Source organism: Afipia sp. Root123D2 (genome assembly GCF_001425835.1).
Taxonomy (GTDB): Bacteria; Pseudomonadota; Alphaproteobacteria; order Rhizobiales; family Xanthobacteraceae; genus Afipia.
Genome location: NZ_LMDP01000003.1, coordinates 95,846 through 114,649, shown reverse-complemented (window position 1 = coordinate 114,649; position 18,804 = coordinate 95,846). Strand labels below are relative to the sequence as shown.

The 18,804-nt window shown below is 62.7% G+C and carries 25 protein-coding genes; 13 read left to right on the top strand and 12 right to left on the bottom strand.

Annotation, left to right across the window (positions count from 1 at the left end; genetic code table 11):
• Positions 1-82 precede the first annotated feature (82 nt).
• Positions 83-469, top strand: coding sequence for a CidA/LrgA family protein (locus ASC80_RS15760; RefSeq protein WP_056300819.1), 387 nt, complete (start codon positions 83-85; stop codon positions 467-469).
• The gene (locus ASC80_RS15755) at positions 466-1,191 is read left to right on the top strand and encodes an LrgB family protein (protein WP_056299282.1); all 726 of its coding nucleotides are present in this window, start codon (positions 466-468) and stop codon (positions 1,189-1,191) included. The genes ASC80_RS15760 and ASC80_RS15755 overlap by 4 nt, the downstream gene beginning before the upstream one ends.
• 8 nt (positions 1,192-1,199) lie before the next feature.
• Here the strand turns inward: ASC80_RS15755 and ASC80_RS15750 are convergent, their stop codons facing one another.
• The 3 genes from ASC80_RS15750 to ASC80_RS15740 form a co-directional block, all read right to left on the bottom strand.
• Complete coding sequence (locus tag ASC80_RS15750) at positions 1,200-1,757, bottom strand: HNH endonuclease (RefSeq protein ID WP_056300817.1); 558 nt, start codon at positions 1,755-1,757, stop codon at positions 1,200-1,202.
• 97 nt (positions 1,758-1,854) lie between these two features.
• Complete coding sequence (locus tag ASC80_RS15745; protein WP_056299279.1) at positions 1,855-2,949, bottom strand: DUF2855 family protein; 1,095 nt, start codon at positions 2,947-2,949, stop codon at positions 1,855-1,857.
• Positions 2,946-3,776 carry a DNA-3-methyladenine glycosylase family protein gene (locus tag ASC80_RS15740; RefSeq protein WP_082512633.1) on the bottom strand — a complete coding sequence of 277 codons (831 nt, stop codon included), beginning with the start codon at positions 3,774-3,776 and terminating at the stop codon, positions 2,946-2,948. Before ASC80_RS15740 ends, ASC80_RS15745 begins: the two co-directional genes overlap by 4 nt.
• A 37-nt stretch (positions 3,777-3,813) precedes the next feature.
• Here ASC80_RS15740 and gluQRS point away from each other — a divergent pair, with 37 nt between their 5' ends.
• Complete coding sequence (gene gluQRS, locus ASC80_RS15735; RefSeq protein WP_056299278.1) at positions 3,814-4,686, top strand: tRNA glutamyl-Q(34) synthetase GluQRS; 873 nt, start codon at positions 3,814-3,816, stop codon at positions 4,684-4,686.
• Positions 4,687-4,764: 78 nt separating this feature from the next.
• Complete coding sequence (locus tag ASC80_RS15730; protein WP_056299275.1) at positions 4,765-6,090, top strand: ATP-binding protein; 1,326 nt, start codon at positions 4,765-4,767, stop codon at positions 6,088-6,090.
• Here the strand turns inward: ASC80_RS15730 and ASC80_RS15725 are convergent.
• Positions 6,026-6,910: a YihY/virulence factor BrkB family protein gene (locus ASC80_RS15725; protein ID WP_056299272.1), complete on the bottom strand. Its 885-nt coding sequence runs from the start codon at positions 6,908-6,910 to the stop codon at positions 6,026-6,028. The two genes, ASC80_RS15730 and ASC80_RS15725, sit on opposite strands and share 65 nt — an antisense overlap.
• A gap of 139 nt (positions 6,911-7,049) precedes the next feature.
• Here ASC80_RS15725 and ASC80_RS15720 point away from each other — a divergent pair, with 139 nt between their 5' ends.
• The 6 genes from ASC80_RS15720 to ASC80_RS15695 all read left to right on the top strand — a co-directional run bounded on the left by ASC80_RS15720 (position 7,050) and on the right by ASC80_RS15695 (position 11,055).
• Positions 7,050-7,247, top strand: a complete 198-nt coding sequence (locus tag ASC80_RS15720) for a twin transmembrane helix small protein (protein ID WP_056300813.1) — start codon at positions 7,050-7,052, stop codon at positions 7,245-7,247.
• Between the two features lie 76 nt (positions 7,248-7,323).
• Positions 7,324-7,896, top strand: coding sequence for a cob(I)yrinic acid a,c-diamide adenosyltransferase (locus ASC80_RS15715; protein ID WP_056299269.1), 573 nt, complete (start codon positions 7,324-7,326; stop codon positions 7,894-7,896).
• Positions 7,897-8,104: 208 nt separating this feature from the next.
• Entirely contained in the window at positions 8,105-8,854 is a 750-nt protein-coding gene (locus ASC80_RS15710; protein ID WP_056299266.1) for an electron transfer flavoprotein subunit beta/FixA family protein, read from the top strand.
• Positions 8,854-9,804 carry an electron transfer flavoprotein subunit alpha/FixB family protein gene (locus ASC80_RS15705; protein ID WP_056299264.1) on the top strand — a complete coding sequence of 317 codons (951 nt, stop codon included), beginning with the start codon at positions 8,854-8,856 and terminating at the stop codon, positions 9,802-9,804. Before ASC80_RS15710 ends, ASC80_RS15705 begins: the two co-directional genes overlap by 1 nt.
• A 99-nt stretch (positions 9,805-9,903) precedes the next feature.
• The gene (locus tag ASC80_RS15700; protein WP_056300812.1) at positions 9,904-10,785 is read left to right on the top strand and encodes a 3-hydroxybutyryl-CoA dehydrogenase; all 882 of its coding nucleotides are present in this window, start codon (positions 9,904-9,906) and stop codon (positions 10,783-10,785) included.
• Between the two features lie 75 nt (positions 10,786-10,860).
• Entirely contained in the window at positions 10,861-11,055 is a 195-nt protein-coding gene (locus tag ASC80_RS15695) for a putative motility protein (protein WP_056299261.1), read from the top strand.
• Here ASC80_RS15695 and ASC80_RS15690 read toward each other — a convergent pair whose 3' ends face one another.
• The 7 genes from ASC80_RS15690 to tlpA are packed head-to-tail and all read right to left on the bottom strand — an operon-like array spanning position 11,056 to position 14,835.
• On the bottom strand, positions 11,056-11,544 hold the full coding sequence (locus ASC80_RS15690; RefSeq protein WP_349509666.1) for a VOC family protein: 489 nt from the start codon (positions 11,542-11,544) through the stop codon (positions 11,056-11,058). It abuts the gene before it with no gap.
• 2 nt (positions 11,545-11,546) lie between these two features.
• Positions 11,547-11,903 carry a DUF1428 domain-containing protein gene (locus ASC80_RS15685; protein ID WP_056299258.1) on the bottom strand — a complete coding sequence of 119 codons (357 nt, stop codon included), beginning with the start codon at positions 11,901-11,903 and terminating at the stop codon, positions 11,547-11,549.
• 33 nt (positions 11,904-11,936) lie between these two features.
• Complete coding sequence (locus tag ASC80_RS15680) at positions 11,937-12,677, bottom strand: DUF899 domain-containing protein (RefSeq protein ID WP_056299256.1); 741 nt, start codon at positions 12,675-12,677, stop codon at positions 11,937-11,939.
• Positions 12,678-12,702: 25 nt separating this feature from the next.
• On the bottom strand, positions 12,703-13,326 hold the full coding sequence (locus ASC80_RS15675; protein WP_056299252.1) for a glutathione S-transferase family protein: 624 nt from the start codon (positions 13,324-13,326) through the stop codon (positions 12,703-12,705).
• A 10-nt stretch (positions 13,327-13,336) separates the two neighbouring features.
• The gene (locus tag ASC80_RS15670; RefSeq protein WP_082512632.1) at positions 13,337-13,777 is read right to left on the bottom strand and encodes an SRPBCC family protein; all 441 of its coding nucleotides are present in this window, start codon (positions 13,775-13,777) and stop codon (positions 13,337-13,339) included.
• Complete coding sequence (locus ASC80_RS15665) at positions 13,687-14,124, bottom strand: ArsR/SmtB family transcription factor (RefSeq protein ID WP_244487298.1); 438 nt, start codon at positions 14,122-14,124, stop codon at positions 13,687-13,689. Before ASC80_RS15665 ends, ASC80_RS15670 begins: the two co-directional genes overlap by 91 nt.
• Before the next feature lie 51 nt (positions 14,125-14,175).
• Complete coding sequence (gene tlpA, locus ASC80_RS15660; protein ID WP_056300803.1) at positions 14,176-14,835, bottom strand: thiol:disulfide interchange protein TlpA; 660 nt, start codon at positions 14,833-14,835, stop codon at positions 14,176-14,178.
• A gap of 58 nt (positions 14,836-14,893) precedes the next feature.
• Here tlpA and argH point away from each other — a divergent pair, with 58 nt between their 5' ends.
• From argH to lysA, 3 genes are all read left to right on the top strand, one after another.
• Positions 14,894-16,291 (top strand): argininosuccinate lyase, encoded by a 1,398-nt coding sequence (gene argH / locus ASC80_RS15655; protein WP_056299247.1) that lies wholly within the window; start codon positions 14,894-14,896, stop codon positions 16,289-16,291.
• Positions 16,292-16,371: 80 nt separating this feature from the next.
• Positions 16,372-16,656: an LPS translocon maturation chaperone LptM gene (gene lptM, locus ASC80_RS15650; protein ID WP_056299244.1), complete on the top strand. Its 285-nt coding sequence runs from the start codon at positions 16,372-16,374 to the stop codon at positions 16,654-16,656.
• Positions 16,657-16,663: 7 nt separating this feature from the next.
• Positions 16,664-17,929, top strand: coding sequence for a diaminopimelate decarboxylase (gene lysA, locus ASC80_RS15645; RefSeq protein ID WP_056299239.1), 1,266 nt, complete (start codon positions 16,664-16,666; stop codon positions 17,927-17,929).
• A gap of 22 nt (positions 17,930-17,951) precedes the next feature.
• On the opposite strand, the gene ASC80_RS15640 is transcribed toward lysA, so the two are convergent.
• The gene (locus tag ASC80_RS15640) at positions 17,952-18,629 is read right to left on the bottom strand and encodes a methyltransferase family protein (RefSeq protein ID WP_056299236.1); all 678 of its coding nucleotides are present in this window, start codon (positions 18,627-18,629) and stop codon (positions 17,952-17,954) included.
• Between the last annotated feature and the right edge of the window lie 175 nt (positions 18,630-18,804).

Genomic DNA, 18,804 nt, shown 5'->3' with positions numbered 1-18,804 from the left:
GAAGGTCTGACCCGCGCCGATTGGGGCCGTGCGTGGCGGATCACCTGATAGGATGCCGCGTCGTCATCTGCGGAAACACGCCATGATTGCCAGTCTCAGCCTGATCCTGATCTGCCAGTTGATCGGAGAGATTTTCGTGCGCGGCATCGGCCTGCCTCTGCCGGGACCGGTGATTGGTCTGCTGCTGTTGCTGGCGATCCTGCTGATGCGCGATCGTTTCAACGTGCTGGCGCGTGGACCGTTGCGCGATAGCGGGGTGGAGAATGCGTCCAAGGGGATGCTGGCGCATCTGTCGCTGCTGTTCGTGCCGGCGGGCGTTGGTGTAATCCAGCAGATCGACCTGCTGGCCCAGCATGGCCTCGCGATTTTTCTGGTGCTGATCGGTTCGGTGCTCGTCACGCTCGTCGTGACGGCGGGCGCGTTTCTTGTCGCGAGCCGGATCGTTGCGCGCAGGCGGAGCGCGCCATGAGCAGCAATCCTTTCGCGCTGTGGGTGTACCTGTCGCAGACGCCGCTGCTGTGGCTGACGGTGACGCTGGTCGTGTATGCCGCCGCTGATGCATTTTCGCTGGCGACGAACCGTCACCCGCTCGCCAATCCGGTGCTGCATTCGATCTGGATCGTTGGCGTGTTCCTGACACTCACCGGCACCAGCTACACCACATATTTCAGCGGTGCGCAGTTCGTGCATTTCCTGCTCGGACCGGCCACCGTCGCGCTTGCGGTGCCGCTCTACGAAAACCGCCGGACTGTGATGACAGCCGTGGTACCGATGCTGTTCGCGCTGATCGTCGGCTGTATCACCGCGATCGTGTCGGTGGTGGCGTTCGCCGAACTGGCCGGCCTTCCACGTGAGATCGTGTTGTCGCTGGCGCCGAAATCGGTCACCGCCGGCGTCGCCATGGGCATCAGCGAGACGCTCGGCGCCAATCCGGCGATCACCGCTGTCGCCACGGTGCTGACCGGGATCACCGGTGCGATCGTGGTCACGCCGCTGATGAACCGCATGGGCTTTACCGATTTTCGCGCCCGTGGCTTTGCCGCGGGGCTGGCGTCCCACGGCATCGGCACGGCACGCGCGTTTCAGGTCGACGAGGTCGCCGGCGTGTTCGCAGGGATTGCGATGGGACTGAATGCACTGGTGACGTCGCTGCTGGTGCCGCTCGCCGCGACCCTGCTGCTGCGGCGGTGACCACTCGCTTACGGATCGAGTTCGGTGTCCCAGTAGAGATAGTCGAGCCAGCTATCGTGCAGGTAGTTCGGCGGGAACAGGCGGCCGTTGCGATGGAGCTGATGCACCGTCGGCGCGTAGGGCGTCTGGCGCGGAAACATCTTCGCCTGCTGCATCGTCATGTTGCCCTTGCGCAGGTTGCAGGGCGAGCAGGCGGCGACGACATTCTCCCACGTGGTCTGGCCGCCGCGCGAGCGCGGAATGATGTGATCGAAGGTCAGATCCTCCGGCGACAGGCAATACTGGCAACTGAAGCGGTCGCGCAGGAAGACGTTGAACCGGGTGAAGGCAGGATGCGTCGACGGCTTCACGAAGGACTTGAGCGACACCACGCTCGGCAGCTGCATCTCGAACGAGGGGCTATGCACCGCGTGATCATAATTGGCGACGATATTGACGCGGTCGAGGAACACCGCCTTGATCGCGTCCTGCCACGACCACAGCGAGAGTGGGTAGTAACTCAGCGGCCGGAAGTCCGCGTTCAGTACCAGTGCCGGCCAACCACCTTGCGAGATGTGTGCGTTCAAGAAACGCTCCTGCGAAGCAGCTTGCATTCACATACTACATGGTGCGTGACGGGATTGTGAAGAGCGTTTCCGGCCGCCCCGCCGCCACGCAAAGGTCTTATTCGGCCAGCGACAGCATGTGGGCCTGGCGCGGTTTCACGCGCCCATTCAGGGTGTCGAGATAGACCTGCTTGACTGCGGCCGTGCCGCGCCCGGTCACGATGTCGAGCTTCGGTCCCATCGATTCGGTGAAGCCTGCCCAGAGCGCGCCGAATCGCTGGTCGATGCCGCCCGGCCCCCATTCCTTGGCACGCTTGCGCAACTGGTCGGGTGCGAAGAACCACGTCGGCGCCGCACCCGGCAGGGCTTTGTCGCCCGGCGAGGCGTCCTGATGGGTCAACCCGACACGGCCGCTATAGACCATGCGGTCGCCGAAGTGACGGTGAAGTGTTGCGCGCAAGGCGGCGTCGCCCGCCATGTCGACGAAGGCAACTGGTCCGTCCGCTGACATGTCGGCGATGCGGTCATAGGTCACGACCTCGTCGTAACAGCCGAGCGATCGGACGAACTCCGCGTTATTCCCCGAAGTGAGGCCTATCACGCGCACCGGCTTGCGATGGGTGTGCAGCAGCCATGCGAGGCCGAACGCGGTCTTGCTCGACGCGCTGGAGAGAATGACGCTGCGCGCGCCGAAGAAATCCTGGTCGGCCAGAAAGTCGTCGACCAGGAACGACAGCATGAACAGTGGCCGCAGCAGTGCCTGATAGTCGCCTTGCAGTCCGGCGAAGGCGGGATCGCCGCTGACGCGCGAATAGGTGTTGTAGACTGGCGAGACACCCTGACGATGCGCAGCGCCGTCACGCAGTCCGGTCTTTTTCACGTCGGCGGCCTCGATCAGCAGATGGGTCGCCATCGGAAAATAGCCGAACAGGATTTCGCCCGTGGCGATGTCAGGCCGGCGCGATTCGATCACCTCGCCGAAGCCCCACACCGGAATGTTGCCGAAGCCTTGAGGTGCGGGAAACAGATCCCAGTATTTCAACTGATCGCCGAGCAAGGCGTAGGTGATGTTGTTGGCCGTGAAGGCGAAGCGATCGACCCTCACCACCAGGCCGTCGGCAGGCAGCGCATCGGCGGCGGGCAATGCGATGTCGACGAATTCGCTCTGCTGGAGATCGTCGCGCGCGACGATGAATTGAGTGCATGTCGTCATGAGCGGGTTCTCGGTCTGGCCACGGGCTTTTTGCGTGCCGCGATTGTCTTGCCGGCCGGTGACCCTTTTGCGACGCGGGCCTTGTTTGAAACGCCTTTCGCGTTTGAAACTGATTTGGCCTTCGATGCGGATTTGGCCTTTGCGGCCGATTTGGGCTTCGGCGCTGCATTGGTTTTAGGTTGCGATGGCAACACGCCCTCGCGTTTCTTGATGGCGTGATAGTACGACCACCACAGATGCGCCGCCGCGCCGCGCAACGGGCGCCACGGTTCAGCCAGCGGCTGCATTTCCTTCACCGTCGGCCGCGCCTTCAATCCGAGGCCGATGCGCATCGCCTCCTGTACGGCGAGATCCCCGGCGGGCCACGCATCGCCATGGCCGAGGCAGAACAGCAGATAGATGTCGGCGGTCCATGGCCCGATGCCGGGCAGCGAGGTCAGCGTGTTGTGCGCAGCGTCGGCATCCTCTTCCGCCAGCACGTCCAGATTGAGCCGCTCCTCGCTGAGTTCGCGGGCGATCGCCTTGAGCGATTTGATCTTCGCCGCCGACAGGCCGAGGCGGCCGAGGCGGTCGGCGCGCGCGCTCCTGATCCGGTCGTGGTGAAAGGGATCGAACGCGGTACTGACCCGGCCCCAGATCGCCGCCGCCGCCTTGGTCGACAGTTGCTGACCACAGACGATGGCGGCGAGGCCCGCGAAGCCCGGATCGCGCCGCCTCAGCGCCGGCATCCCGGCGACCTCAAGGATCGGCTGAAGACGCGGGTCGAGATTGACCAGCGCGCGGATCGCGTCGTCGAGGTCGTCCTGCGTATTGAGGTGTATCGTCATGGCAACCTCGAATCAGCACGTCCGCCGAGCAGGATCAATGCCGCCGCCTGTCTTTCGCTTCGCGCCCAGCCCGAACGGCTATCTTCACCTCGGCCACGCCTTTTCGGCGTTGCTGAATTTCGATCTGGCACGCCAGACCGGCGGCCGCTTCCTGCTTCGCATCGAGGATATCGATTCGGCCCGCTGCCGTCCCGAATTTGAGGTGACGATGCGCGACGATCTCTCCTGGCTCGGCATTACCTGGGAAGAGCCGGTGCGGCGGCAGTCGGAGCACTTCGCGCTCTATCAGGACGCGGTCGAGCAACTGGAGCAGGCCGGTCTGCTCTATCCGGCGTTCGAGAGCCGCGCGGAGATCTCGCGGCTCGTTGCCAAGGCCAGCGCCTCGGGGCTGTGGCCGCGCGATCCGGACGGCGCGCCGCTTTATCCGGGAACCCCGTTGCCGCCGGCCGAGCGTGAGGAATTGATGAGCTCCGGCGCGCCCTATGCGCTGCGGCTCGACATGGACGCTGCTCGTGCCCGTGCCGGTGAACTGGTGTGGCAGGAAGAGGGCACGGGACCGGGTGGGGAAACCGGGACGGTGACGGCACGGCCGGAAGCCTGGGGCGATGTGATCCTGGCCCGTAAGGACACTCCAACCAGCTATCACCTGTCGGTGGTCATCGACGACGCCCTGCAGGGTGTCACCGACGTCGTGCGGGGCCGGGATCTGTTCTGGGCCACCAGCGTCCATCGCCTGCTTCAGCGGCTGCTCGGATTGCCCGAGCCGGTCTATCGCCATCATTCGCTGATCCTCGACGCTGCCGGGCAAAAGCTGTCCAAATCGTCGGCGTCGGTGGCGCTGCGGGAACTGCGCGCCGCCGGAGAGACCCCGCAGGACATCCGCCGGATGGTCGGCCTTGCTTTACCTTAAGACACGGCAGGGCACCCACTGGCCGTGACTCGCCCAGTCCCGCCATGTCATGGTGACCCGCAAATGGGGCGGGGAATCATGGCGGCGAAATCGCGCGCAAAGCGCAGCGTCGGAAAAGGCGGCCGGACGGCGACCAAGCGCAAGCTTGTGGCCGGCAAGGCTGCATCAAAAACGCGCGCGGCCAAAACACCTGTCAGGAAGGCACCGGCCCGCGAGGCGGCCGTGCCGAAACGGCCGGCAAGGAAGAAGCCACGCGTCCGCCGTGCACCGAAGCCCGACTCGCGTGTCGTCGAAGCGGCACTGGCGGCCTTCGCCCATGAGGTCCGCACGCCTCTGACCGGAATTCTCGCTATCAGCTCGCTGCTTGCAACGTCGGATCTCGACGAGCGCGAACATCGCTGGGTCGACACCATCAAGGCCGGTGCTGAGCATCTCGCGGCGCTGGCGACGCTGTTCGTCGATGCCGCCAAGCGCGGGCAATCGGGCCTGCTGGTGCGTCAGGATTTTTTCGACCTGCGCGTTCTGGCCCGTGCCATCGGCGATTCCCTGGCCGGCAGGGCTGCGGCCAAGGGGCTGCGGGCGACGATCGCAATTGCCGACGACCTTCCGCAATTCGCCGTCGGTGATCCGGTGCGGCTGCGCGCAGCGCTGGAAAACCTGATCGACAATGCAGTGAAATTCACCCAGACCGGCGATGTCTCTTTGAAGGCTACCGTGGCGCGGTCGTCGAAGAACAGGATCGGCATCACTTTCGCGGTGTCCGACAGCGGCATCGGATTGTCGGCCGCCGAAATCAAGGGATTGTTCCAGCCGTTCTCGCAGGCCAACGTCACCATCGCCTCGCGGTTCGGCGGTGCTGGCCTCGGCCTGTCGTCTGTGAAGCAACTCGCCCGCGCGATGGGCGGCGACATCACCGCGGCACAAAAGCGCGGCGGCGGCACGGTCTTCACGCTGACGGTCACGCTGGCGTCCGCAGGTGACCTGAGTGCGGTGCAGATCGATACGGCCGCGCAGAACATGAACCGCAGGCTGCGGATCCTTAGCGTCGAAGACAACCCGTTCGGCCGCGTCGTCCTCAACGCGATCCTGACCGAGCTTGGCCATCACGCCGAGTTCGTTGGACAGGGCGAACTCGCGGCCGAGCGCATTGCGCAGGGTGGTTTCGACGCGGTGCTGATGGACATGGTGCTGCCTGGCATCGGTGGCGTCGAGGCGATCCGGCGGATTCGTGCGCTCGACGCACCGGCCGGACGAATCGCGGTGATCGGGGTATCGGGCCGCGACACCGATGAGGCGATCGCGCGCGAGGCAGGCGCCGACGCCTTCCTCGTCAAGCCGATCAGTCCTCGCGCTCTGGCAACTGCGCTGCTTGAAGCGAGACGCCGTGCGGCAACCGCGACTTGATGATCGCCGCGTTCAGTTCGCCGCCGTAAACAAAGATCGCGGCGATGAAATACAGGAACACCAGTGCGATGATCACCGAAGCGAGGCCCGCGTAGGTGGTGACGTAGTTGCTTGCGAAACGGGCGAGGTATTGTCCGAACACGATGCCTGACACCAGCGACGCGACCAGCGTGAACACGATGCCCGGCAGGATCTGCAGGAATCCGCGGCGGCCCGCCGGCAGCCAGGTGTGCAGCACGACCAGCGCGATCGCCAGCGACAGGACGGCGATGCCGTAGCGCGCGAAATTGAGCAGCGTTTCATTTGATTCGACGATCAATGGAACGTAGCGCCGCGCGGTCGCCAGCAGCAGCGGGCCGAGCACAATCAGGAACGCCAGCGCCAGCGAAACCAGCGCCGCGAGCAGGGTGTAGCCGATCGATTCCAGCCGCAGCCAGTACCAGCGTCGCGGCTCGGGGACGCTGTAGGCGCGGTTCAGCGCGACGCGCAGGCTTTCGACGCCGTTGGAGGCGAAATAGATCGCGAGCGCGAGGCCGACGGTCAGGGCATCGCCGCGAGGCGTGGTCATGACGTTGTGGATCTCGCCGGACAACGTGTCGGCGACCTGTGACGGCCATGTCTGCAGAATCAGCGAGGCCGCCTGATCGGCCAGGTCCTTGGAGCCGAAAAAGCCCGCCAGCGATGTCACGACGATCAGGAAGGGAAACAGCGCCATCAAAGCCGACAGCGCGATGTGGCTGGCGATGGCCCAGCCATCGTCAGACAGAAACGTGTCAAACGCATCGAGCGCGACGTCGAATACGTAGCGAATCGGCTTCACGTCTGATCCTCAAGTTTGCCGGTTTCGATGTACCGCGCGGGAGCCCCAAAGTCATGTACGGCCGAGATCGAAAAAAGTTCTGTCCCGTATGTTCCGTTAGCCGATGGCGGATCGCCGCGCGCGGTGTTATGTACGGTTCATGTCAACGTTCCTGGGCAGCTACGCCCTTCCCATCGCCCTTGCGGCCGTCACTGTCGTCCTGCTGCTGGGTCTCCTCAACATGATGCGCGGCGGCTCGCCGAACACGTCGCAGCGGCTGATGCGGCTGCGGGTGCTGTTTCAGTTCATCGCCATCGCGATCGCGATGCTCGCGGTCTGGGCGCTGGGTAAAACCTGATCAGCGGCATGGCCTCGGCAGCGACAGGGCCGGCTCGGAAGAAAAGCTGATCTGAAGAAAGGCTTGATCGGAAGACATGGTCGTTCTCAACCGCATCTACACCCGCACCGGCGACGACGGGACCACCGCGCTCGGCACCGGTGAACGCCGCAAGAAATACGATCTGCGTGTCGCGGCCTACGGAACAGTCGATGAGACCAACGCCGTGATCGGCCTCGCGCGGCTTCATCTCGCTGACGCGCCGCATATCGACGCGATGCTAGGCCTGATCCAGAACGACCTGTTCGATCTCGGTGCCGATCTTGCTGTTCCGCAGCGCGACGGCAAGGCCGAGCGACTGCGTGTGCTGCCGAGCCAGGTCGAGCGGCTTGAGCGCGACATTGACACTCTCAATGCGGATCTCGCGCCGTTGAATTCCTTCGTACTGCCGGGCGGCACTGCTGCCGCCGCACACCTGCATCTCGCGCGCACCGTCTGCCGAAGGGCGGAACGCACCGTAGTTGAACTCGCGGCGCAGCCTGATGAGCCGGTAGGGGATTCCACGATCCAGTATCTCAACCGCCTGTCTGATTTCCTGTTCGTGGCGTCGCGGGCCGCAAACGGAAACGGCGCCGGCGACGTACTCTGGGTGCCTGGTCAGAACCGGTAGCCGAAATGGATATCAGTGGGTGCGGCTCTTTGGCCGGCCCCACGTCGGTATGCAAGAAAGTGCATTCGATCAACTACTTGCGCCTATCATGGGCCAGGCAGATAGTGCCATTCGCAAAAGGCGGACCTGCCGCGTTGACCCGGATTGGCGGGGCCTTTAGGTTCCGCCGCCACATGGTCCATCACACTCCGAAGACGAAAGGGAACCGATGAAGGTTCTGGTGCCGGTTAAGCGGGTTGTCGACTACAACGTCAAAATCCGCGTGAAGAGCGACGGGACGGGCGTTGAGCTTGCGAACGTCAAGATGTCAATGAATCCCTTCGACGAGATCGCGGTCGAGGAAGCCCTGCGCCTGAAAGAGGCCGGCAAGGCAACCGAGGTCGTCGTGGTGTCGATCGGTCCCGCACAGGCTTCGGAAACCATTCGTACCGGACTCGCGATGGGTGCCGATCGCGGCATCCTCGTGAAGGTCGAGGGAACGGTCGAACCGCTGGCGGTGGCGAAGATACTGAAGGGCGTGGTCGACGAGGAAAAGCCCGGCCTTGTCATTCTCGGCAAGCAGGCGATCGATGACGACTCCAATCAGACCGGCCAGATGCTGGCCGCACTGCTCGGCTGGTCGCAGGCGACGTTCGCCTCGAAGCTCGAAGTCGACGGTTCCGATTTCAAGGTGACGCGCGAAGTCGACGGCGGCCTGCAGACCGTCAAGGTCAAGGGCCCGGCGATCGTGACCACCGACCTGCGTCTCAATGAGCCGCGTTACGCCAGCCTGCCCAACATCATGAAGGCGAAGAAGAAGCCGATCGACGAGAAGACGGCCGATACCTACGGCGTCGATATCACGCCGCGCATCGAGATTCTCAAGACATCCGAGCCGCCGGGCCGCAAGGCAGGCGTCAAGGTCAAGGACGTCGCCGAACTGGTGTCGAAACTCAAGAATGAAGCCGGGGTGCTCTGATGGCGACGCTGCTGATTGCTGAACACGACCACGCCAATCTTAAAGACTCCACCAACAAGGCGCTGACGGCTGCTGCCGCGCTCGGTGTCGAGGTCCATGTGCTCGTTGCCGGCGGCGGCGAAGGCACCAAGGCAGCGGCGGAAGCTGCCGCGAAGCTCAAGGGCGTGACGAAAGTCCTTCTCGCGGAGGACGCCAGTCTCGAGCACGATCTTGCCGAGCCGCTGGCGGCGCTGATCCTCTCGCTCGCTGGAAATTACGACGCGATCGTCGCGCCCGCGACCTCGCGCTTCAAGAACGCGATGCCGCGCGTCGCAGCGTTGCTCGACGTCATGCAGATTTCGGAAATCACCAAGGTGGTTGCGCCGGATACATTCGAGCGTCTGATCTATGCCGGCAACGCGATCCAGACCGTCAAGTCGAAGGATGCCAAGAAGGTCATCACGGTTCGTACCTCGACCTTCGCCGCAGCCGGCGACGGCGGCAGCGCTGCGGTGGAGAATGCCGCGGCAGCCAGCGATCCGGGTCTGTCGAGCTTTATCGGCGAGGAAGTCGCCAAGAGCGATCGTCCGGAACTGACCTCGGCGAAGATCATCGTCTCCGGTGGTCGCGCGATGCAGAGCCGCGAGAACTTCAGCAAGTACATCGAGCCGCTGGCCGACAAGCTCGGCGCCGGCGTCGGCGCTTCGCGCGCCGCAGTCGATGCCGGTTACGCGCCGAACGACTGGCAGGTCGGTCAGACCGGCAAGGTGGTCGCGCCCGAACTGTATATCGCCATCGGCATTTCCGGAGCGATCCAGCATCTGGCCGGCATGAAGGACTCCAAGGTGATCGTCGCGATCAACAAGGATGAAGAAGCGCCGATCTTCCAGGTCGCCGATTACGGGTTGGTCGCTGACCTTTATCAGGCCGTGCCGGAACTGACTGAAGAACTCGGTAAACTCGGACGTTAACTTAAACACCGGCTGGATGATGAAGCATCAGGCCGGTGTTTGCTAAAAAGTAAGGACAGGCGCATGAATATGCCGTGCGCGGTCCGGCGGGATGATGCGATGACGGGTAAGATCAAGACGATTGGCGTAATCGGGTCTGGCCAGATGGGCAACGGCGTCGCGCATGTCGCGGCACTGGCTGGGTACGACGTGATTCTCAACGACGTCTCGTCCGACAGGCTGAAGTCGGCGATGGCCACCATCAATGGCAACCTGACGCGGCAGGTCTCCAAGAAGATCATCACCGAAGAAGCCCATCAAAAGGCGCTCAAGAAAATCACTTCGTCCGAATCTCTCGAAGGGCTCGGAAGCTGCGATCTGGTGATCGAGAGCGCGACCGAGAAGGAAGAGGTCAAGCGCAAGATATTCCACGACCTGTGCGCGATCCTGAAGCCCGAGGCGATCATCGGCTCGAACACCTCGTCGATCTCGATCACGAGGCTCGCCGCGTCGACCGACCGCCCTGAAAAATTCATCGGTATTCATTTCATGAATCCGGTGCCGGTGATGGAACTGGTCGAACTGATCCGTGGCATCGCCACCGACGACGCGACCTTCGAAGCCGCGCGGGAATTCGTCACCAAGGTCGGAAAGCAGATCGCCGTCTCGGAAGATTTCCCGGCCTTCATCGTCAATCGTATTCTGCTGCCGATGATCAACGAGGCGATCTACACGCTCTATGAAGGCGTCGGGAACGTCGAAGCGATCGACGCCGCCATGAAGCTAGGCGCGCACCACCCGATGGGGCCGCTCGAACTTGCGGACTTCATCGGTCTCGATACCTGTCTGTCGATCATGCAGGTGCTGCACGAAGGACTGGCCGATTCCAAATATCGCCCGTGCCCGTTGCTGGTGAAGTACGTTGAGGCGGGCTGGCTGGGACGCAAGTCGCTGCGCGGTTTCTACGACTACCGAGGCGACAAGCCGGTGCCGACGCGCTGATCGCGCACGATTGAAATTTATTAACCTGTCCCCGATAGATTCCGGCGACTTCAGTCGGGATGGGTGCGTGTTTCCATGGATATGATGAGTATCGTCAGCAGCATGATGGCCATGCAGGCTGCCAGCACGCAACAGCAGATCGCCACCGCCGTCCTGAAGCAGAACATCAATTCCGACCGCTCGGTCCTGCAGTTGCTCGCGCCAGCGCAGAACGCACCGGCGGCGAACAATGCGCCGGGCGTCGGCGGTAATCTCGACATCACTGCCTGATCAGGCGGCTTCCGCACACGCCACTGGTGTGATCCAGCCGATTCCGGCGCCGCCGGGTTCGGTCAGGATCGCAATCCGGCCGACATTCGGCACGTCGAAAATCGGGCGCATCAGTTTCGCGCCGCCGTTGACGGCTTTGCGGACGCGGGTGTCGACGTTATCGACCGACAGATACGACATCCACGAGACGGGAACGCCGGCGAAATCGGGACGGTTGGTCGGGAATATCCCCGCCACCGGTTCCTTGCCGATCTGCGCGACCCAATAGGTCGCACCGTCGTCCATCGGCATCGGTTCGAAACTCCAGCCGATGGTGTCGCGATAGAATTGTTTGGCCTGTTCGACCTCGGGTGTCAGCAGTTCGTTCCAGTGAAAATGCCCATGAGCAGCCATGGCACACTCCGTGTTGGCCAGAGTGCGCGCGGCCTGCAGCCAGGCCGTGCGCAGCATTTGGGTGTAAACGTTGCCGGTGTCGTGCGGGCGAGACATGGTCAGAATTTCACGAGGGTTTCGAAGCCGCCGTAGATCATGCGCTTGCCATCGAACGGCACCGATTTCATGTCCATGGTGGCGATCCGTGGGTCCTTCATCACCTTGGCGTTGACGCGGTCCCGATGCTTGCGCGACTTGTAGGTGATCCATGAGAACACCACGGTCTCGCCTGGCTTCAGTTTCACGCTGCGCGGAAACGATGTCACCTTTCCGACCTTGACGTCCTCCGCCACGCATTCGCGGTAGTCGATCGCGCCGTGCTCGCGCCACACCTTGCTCGCCAGGCGCGCCAGCTTTTGATAGTCCGCAAGCTTCTTCTTCGGCACCGGTACGATAAATCCGTCGACATACTGCATCTGGATGTTCCCTTTTCTGATCGCGTCTGGAAGTTACGAATGGCAGCACGAGCCGGTCTTGCCGGCCGTGTCATACTCGTCGTGGCGTTTCACCCAATCCATCAGACTGTAACTCGGGCCATGTTCGTCACGGCCCTTCGGCGTCATGTCGAGCAATATGTAGGTGCCGAGCAATTCCTCGCCACCGCGGCCGAAGCAGGAATAGGTGTGGTACACGCTGCCTGCATCATCCTTCGCGAACACGCTGCAACCGGCGAGTTCGTCGATTCCCGGATCGGTCGTCGTGTAATTATATTCGGCCTTGCCCCTGGCGAGTTCTTCCGGAGTGAACGACACGTGGAAGTCGTAGTTGAAGTCGCTGCCGAACGATGACACCCAGGCGAAATGCCAACCCATCCGCTTTTTGTAGGCTTCGATTTCGGCCAGCGGCGCGCGCGACACCGCGACATAAGCCACGTCGCGGTGCGCCAGATGAACCAGCGTTGCCTCGGCATGGTCGGCGCCGAACGAGCAGCCGATGCAGCCGTCCTTCCAGCCTGGGCCGAGCATGAAGTGGTTGACGATCAGCTGACTTTTGTCGCCGAACAATTCGGACAATGTCTTTTTGCCGTTGGGGCTTTCGAAGACGTAGTCTTTTTCCATCTTCACCCAGGGCGGGGCGCGGCGTTCCTCGCTGATCCTGTCGCGCAGGCGGGTCATTTCCTTTTCGTGCGCCAGAAGTGCCTTGCGCGCGGTGAGCCATTCGCTTGGGGAGACGATCTTGTGCGGTTGCATGGGATTCTCCTTTCGCTGTTACAGGTCAGGCCGCGATCGCAGCCTTCGGGAACGGGTCGCGCCACGCAGGCAATTCATTCAGGCGATCATGCCAGCGCACGATATTGGGAAACTCATTGAGCGGAATGCTGGCAGCTGCGGCATAGGGCAACGCCACGGCGGTTGCGAAATCGGCCACCGTGATGCGGTCTCCGAGGAGATACTTGCGGTCGCGGAGATGGTTATCGAGGACTTGCGCCGAGCGCCGGAAAAATCCGATTGCTTCCTGCACCGCTGAGTCATCGGGTGCACCCATGCCGAAATGCGGCTTGATGAGATACTGGAAGTACAGGCTTCCCGCGTGGCGGGTAAAATGGTTGGTGTTCCAGCTTAGCCAGCGCATCACCTCGATCTGGCTGGCATCCGATGGCCACAGGTCGGACCCGGCAACGCGCGCCAGATGGCACATGATGGCGTCGGCCTCCCACAACGTGATGTCGCCATCGACCAGAGCCGGCACCCGGCCGTTGGGATTGATCGCGAGAAATTCCGGCCGGCGCTGTTCGCCGTTGCCGAGATCGACACGCACGAATTCCACGGGCGAGCCGAGATATTTTGCGACCGCGCAAGCTTTCCGCGGATTGAGAGTCTCCGAATAGAACAGCTTCATAACGCGCCTCCTAACCGTTGGCGAACATACGCTCGAGCTTGTCGATAGTGCCGGTCCAGCCGCGTTCGTGGCCGTCGCGCGCGGCCTGATCGAAGAACTGGCCGTGGTTGAGCGACAGCAGCGTGCCGTTGCCGTCTTCCTTCAAGGTCACGGTGACGACGGATTCCCGCTCCGGCGTCGAATGCCATGCCCAGCTGAACACAAGCCGCTGGTTCGCCACCACCTCGCGGTAGGTCCCGCCGACCTCGTGATATTCACCGTCTTCGGTATTGAAGCTAATGCGGAAGCTGCCGCCGACCCGCACGTCCATCTTCGCCTTCACTGAGCCGAGGATGGTGGGCGCCGGGCCGAACCACTGGATTATTTTTTCCGGGTCCGTCCACGCGGCGAAGACTTTCGCGGGCGGGGCGTTGAGTCGCCGGTTGATGGTAAGGCTTGGCTGGGTGAGCATGGATTCTCCTCAACGAAAGCGGCAAGACGATCGAGCTGTGCGGTCCAGAAACGCTGGTAGCGATTGAGCCATTCCATCGCTTCTTCCATCGGCCCGGCGGTCAGCCGGCAGGTGACGGTGCGGCCGCTCTTGGTGCGCACGATCAGGCCCGCATCGGTCAGCACATCGAGATGCTTCATGACGGCGGGCAGCGACATTGCGAACGGTTTCGCGAGTTCGCTGATCGTGATGGCGTCGCGCCCTTCGAATTGGGTGAGCAGGGCACGACGGGTCGGGTCCGCGACGGCGGCGAAGGTCCGGTCCAGCTGATCTGACGAATAGTAAACCATATGGTTAAGTATAGGCACGCGCGGACGCCCGTCAAGAGGCTGTCTTCACACTCCGGTGAGGGAACCCGCTTATTGCCCGGTGGCGGCCTTGATCAGTTTCACCGCATCGTCGCTGGTCCATTCGGCGGGGCCTGCAATGGTGGCGATCTCGCAGCCCGCGCCGTCGATCAGCATCGAAGTCGGCATGCCCAGCGCCTTGCCGACGTTCTTCAATTCCTGAAACACCTTGGCGCTGGTGTCGGTGAAGTATGCGAGGCGCGTCAGCTTTTCCTCTTTCAGGAAAGTCTTCGGTTTTGCGGGGTCGCGGGTGTCGATGTTGATGGCGATGACATTGAACTTTTCGCCGCCGAGCTTGCCCTGCAATTCGTCGAGCGCCGGCATTTCCTTGCGGCAGGGCACGCACCACGTCGCCCACAGATTGAGCAGTATCGGCTGGCCACGGAATTCCGACAGTTTCCGCTGTTTGCCGTCGGCATCATGGAAAGTCAGGTCGGGCACGCGCAGCGGTGCGGTCGCCATGGTTAATGCGGCGACCTCGCCATGCGCCAAAGGCGCGATTTTCTTCGCCAGATCGACGGCCGGGCGGCAGGTCGGATCGCCTGATGCATTGCGCATGAACCCGCCGATCCCGTATACCCCGATAAATCCGATCCCGGCCCCTATAATGACGGCGCCGAGCACCAGCAGAATGCGGGAACGGGTGCGGGGTGGCTGGGCAGGTTCAGTCATTTTGTGTGTCATTTATCGCTTGGTTGCAGGCGAGTGGAATTCGATTGGCGAGTGAGACATGAGCAACAAGATGTGGGGCGGCCGCTTTGGTGAAAGCCCCGATGCGATCATGGAGGAAATCAACGTCTCGATCGACGTCGATCAGCATTTGTACGCCCAGGATATCGCGGCGTCCAAAGCCCATGCAGCCATGCTTGCCGCTCAAGGCATCATTACGGCGAACGATGCAAAAAACATCGTCGGCGGTCTAGACACGATTTTGTCAGAAATCAGCGGTGGTGGCTTCGCGTTCAAACGCGCGCTTGAGGACATCCACATGAATGTGGAGAGCCGCCTCGGTGAATTGATCGGCCCTGCTGCGGGAAGGCTGCATACCGCGCGTTCGCGCAACGATCAGGTCGCAACCGATTTCCGGCTCTATGTGCGTGACGTCATCGACGACGCCGACAGGGCGCTTGCGGCATTTCAGCGCGCGCTGGTCGATCGCGCACTGGAACACGCCGGCACCGTGATGCCGGGCTTCACTCATTTGCAGACCGCGCAGCCGGTGACGTTCGGTCATCATCTGCTCGCCTACGTAGAAATGGCGGCGCGTGATCGCGGACGCTTCGCCGACGCACGCAAGCGGCTCAACGAAAGTCCGCTCGGCGCCGCGGCGCTCGCCGGCACGTCGTTTCCGATCGATCGTCACGCCACCGCGTCGGCACTCGGCTTCGTGCGGCCGATGGCGAATTCGCTCGACGCGGTATCGGATCGCGATTTCGTACTCGAGACATTGTCGGCGGCATCGATCGCGGCCGTGCATCTGTCGCGCTTCGCCGAGGAGATCGTGATCTGGACCTCGCCGCTGGTCGGACTGGTGCGGCTGTCGGACAAGTTCACCACCGGCTCGTCGATCATGCCGCAGAAGCGCAATCCGGATGCTGCCGAACTGGTGCGCGCCAAGACCGGGCGCATCATCGGGTCGCTGACCGCGCTGCTGATCGTGATGAAGGGCCTGCCGCTCGCCTATCAAAAGGACATGCAGGAGGACAAGGCCGGCGCGATGGAAGCGTTCGGCGCGTTGTCGCTGGCGGTGCGGGCAATGACCGGCATGGTGCTCGATATCGAGCCCGACGAGGCACGGATGAAGGTCGCGGCCGGTGACGGCTATGCCACCGCCACCGATCTTGCCGACTGGCTGGTGCGGACGCTGAAAATGCCGTTCCGCGAGGCTCACCATGTCACCGGCCGCATCGTTGCCAAGGCCGCGGAAGGTGGCTTGCCGCTGCATAAGCTGGCGCTGGGCGACATGCAGGCGATCGAACCGCGCATCACCGCTGAGGTGATGGATGTGCTGTCCGTGGAGGCGTCGGTCGCGAGCCGCACGAGCTATGGCGGCACCTCGCCTGAAAACGTCCGTGAACAGGCCAAAGTCTGGCTCAAGCGACTGGAAAAAGAACAAAATCCGGGCTGAAGCATGGAATTTGCCGCGTCGCAGGCCTCGCCAGAACGGCATGTTGTTTGTATGGTGGCGCCGAATTTCAGGGACCTAACGTGAGCCGTACTTCCAAGACCGCCTCTTTCTCGAAACTGGCCGTGGCCGGCGTGATCGTGCTTGCTCTTGCCGGTTGCGGCCGCAAGGGCGGGCTGGATCTGCCGCCGGACGCCACCTCCGCGCAGGTTGCCCCGAACGGCGAGGGACAGCAACCGCAGAACGGCCCAGCCAGGGCGGCGACCGCGCAAGGCAACGTATTCGATGCAACGCGGGGTGACAGGCGATTCGCCGTCGCGCCGCGCGGCGAGAAGAAACGCATCATCCTCGATCCGATCCTGGATTGAGCGCGCCATGCATCACTTTCACTATCGCGACGGCGTGCTTCACGCCGAGGACGTGAATCTCACCGCGCTGGCCGCGACCGTGGGCACGCCGTTCTATTGCTATTCGACCGCGACGCTCGAGCGGCACTACCGTGTGTTCACCGAGGCCTTTGCCGGGGTGAAGACGCTGGTGTGTTACGCGATGAAGGCAAACTCCAACCAGTCGGTGCTGCGGACGCTCGCGAAGCTCGGCGCCGGCGCCGATGTCGTGTCCGGCGGCGAATTGATGCGGGCGCGGGCGGCGGGAATTCCGCCCTCGAAGATCGTGTTCTCCGGCGTCGGCAAGACCGAGGCCGAACTCCGGCAGGCGCTCGCCGAAGACATCCTGTGCATCAACGTCGAGTCCGAACCCGAGCTGGAGTTGCTGTCGTCAGTGGCGGCATCGATGGGCCGGACCGCGCGGGTTTCGCTGCGCGTCAATCCGGATGTCGATGCTGGCACGCACGCCAAGATTTCCACCGGCAAGTCCGAGAACAAGTTCGGGATTCCGCTCAAGTATGCACGCGGGGTCTATGCCCGTGCTGCGAAGCTGCCCGGCATCGAGGTCACCGGCGTCGATATGCACATCGGCAGCCAGATCACCGATCTCGGGCCGATGGAGGCTGCTTTCCGCCTGCTCGTCGATTTCGTGCGGACGTTGCGCGCCGACGGCCACACGATTGCGCATGTCGATTTCGGCGGCGGGCTTGGTATTCCTTACGAGACCGATCTGCCGGTGCCGCCGGATCCGGTTGCTTATGCCGACGTGGTCAAGCGCGTTACCCGCGATCTCGATTGCATGCTGATGTTCGAGCCGGGCCGGATGATCGTCGGCAATGCCGGCATTCTCGTCTCCAGCGTCGTCTATGTGAAGCACGGCGACGCGCGCAATTTCGTCATCATCGACGCCGCGATGAACGACCTGATCCGTCCCACGTTGTACGAGGCACATCACGAGATACTTCCCGTGATCGAACCGCATAAAGGCGCGCCGGCGATCACGGCGGACGTCGTCGGGCCTGTGTGCGAGACCGGCGACTATCTTGCGTTGGGTCGCAGCATGACGGAGCCGAAGGCGGGCGATCTGCTGGCGATCATGTCGTCGGGTGCGTATGGCGCGGTACAGGCCGGCACCTACAACACCCGCGCGCTGGTGCCCGAGGTGCTCGTCAATGGCGACAAGTATGCGGTGGTGCGGCCGCGAATCGATGCCGCGCAACTGATCGCGATGGACAAGGTCGCACCCTGGCTATAACTCGTCGTACCGCGCGGCTTCTTCACCAAACGCCCGGAATGAGCCTGAAGCGGACCTTGTCGCAATAGGCGGCATAGCCCGGCAGGTTCGCTTTCAGGAACTTCTCCTCGTCGAGCGCCCGCACGCCCACCAGAACGCATTCGATTGCCGCCGGAATCAGCGCCCACCACGAGCCGAGCGCGAGCGGCATCGACAAAAAGCAAAGGTTGGCGCCGGAATACATCGGATGCCGGACCAGCGAATAGGGGCCGGTCGAGATCACCTTCTGGTTTTCGGCGACTTCGATGATGCCGGATGTGTAGGTGTTCTCGCGAAACACCAGAAACACGATCAGATAGCCGAGCGCGAAGCCTGTAAAGCCGAGCACGACAATGGACGTCGGCACGTCGGACCAGTGCATGCGATGGTCGAGGCCCGGCAAGGCAACGATCAGGATGCCGACAATCGAGGTGGCAAGCTGTATCCGTTTTTGCGACGGCTCTTTCTCGTCCACCGGGCCGGCCTTGAGCCGCCGTTCCAGAAGTGCAGGATCGTGCTTGTCGAGATAGAGGATCACCGCCGCCGACAGCGTTCCGAGCACTGCCAGAAAGATCCATCCCTCCACGTAGCGCAGCGACCACGCGAGCAGGAACAGCATTGCCGCCATCACGATGAGCGATTTCAGCAGGCTGGTGAGCGCTTTTCGGGCATTGGCTGACATGCGCGTTTTGTCGCAGGGTTTTCGGGCAACGGTTGGTTGCATGAGGGTGGCGTCACGCTTTCGTGAAATCAAGGCAGCGAGGCGAACACCTGCATTGCATGGGGGTTGCATGTCGCAGGGCGATGCCGCAATGCCGCCGCCGTGCTAGGATCAAGTTGCAGCGACAGCAGGAGAG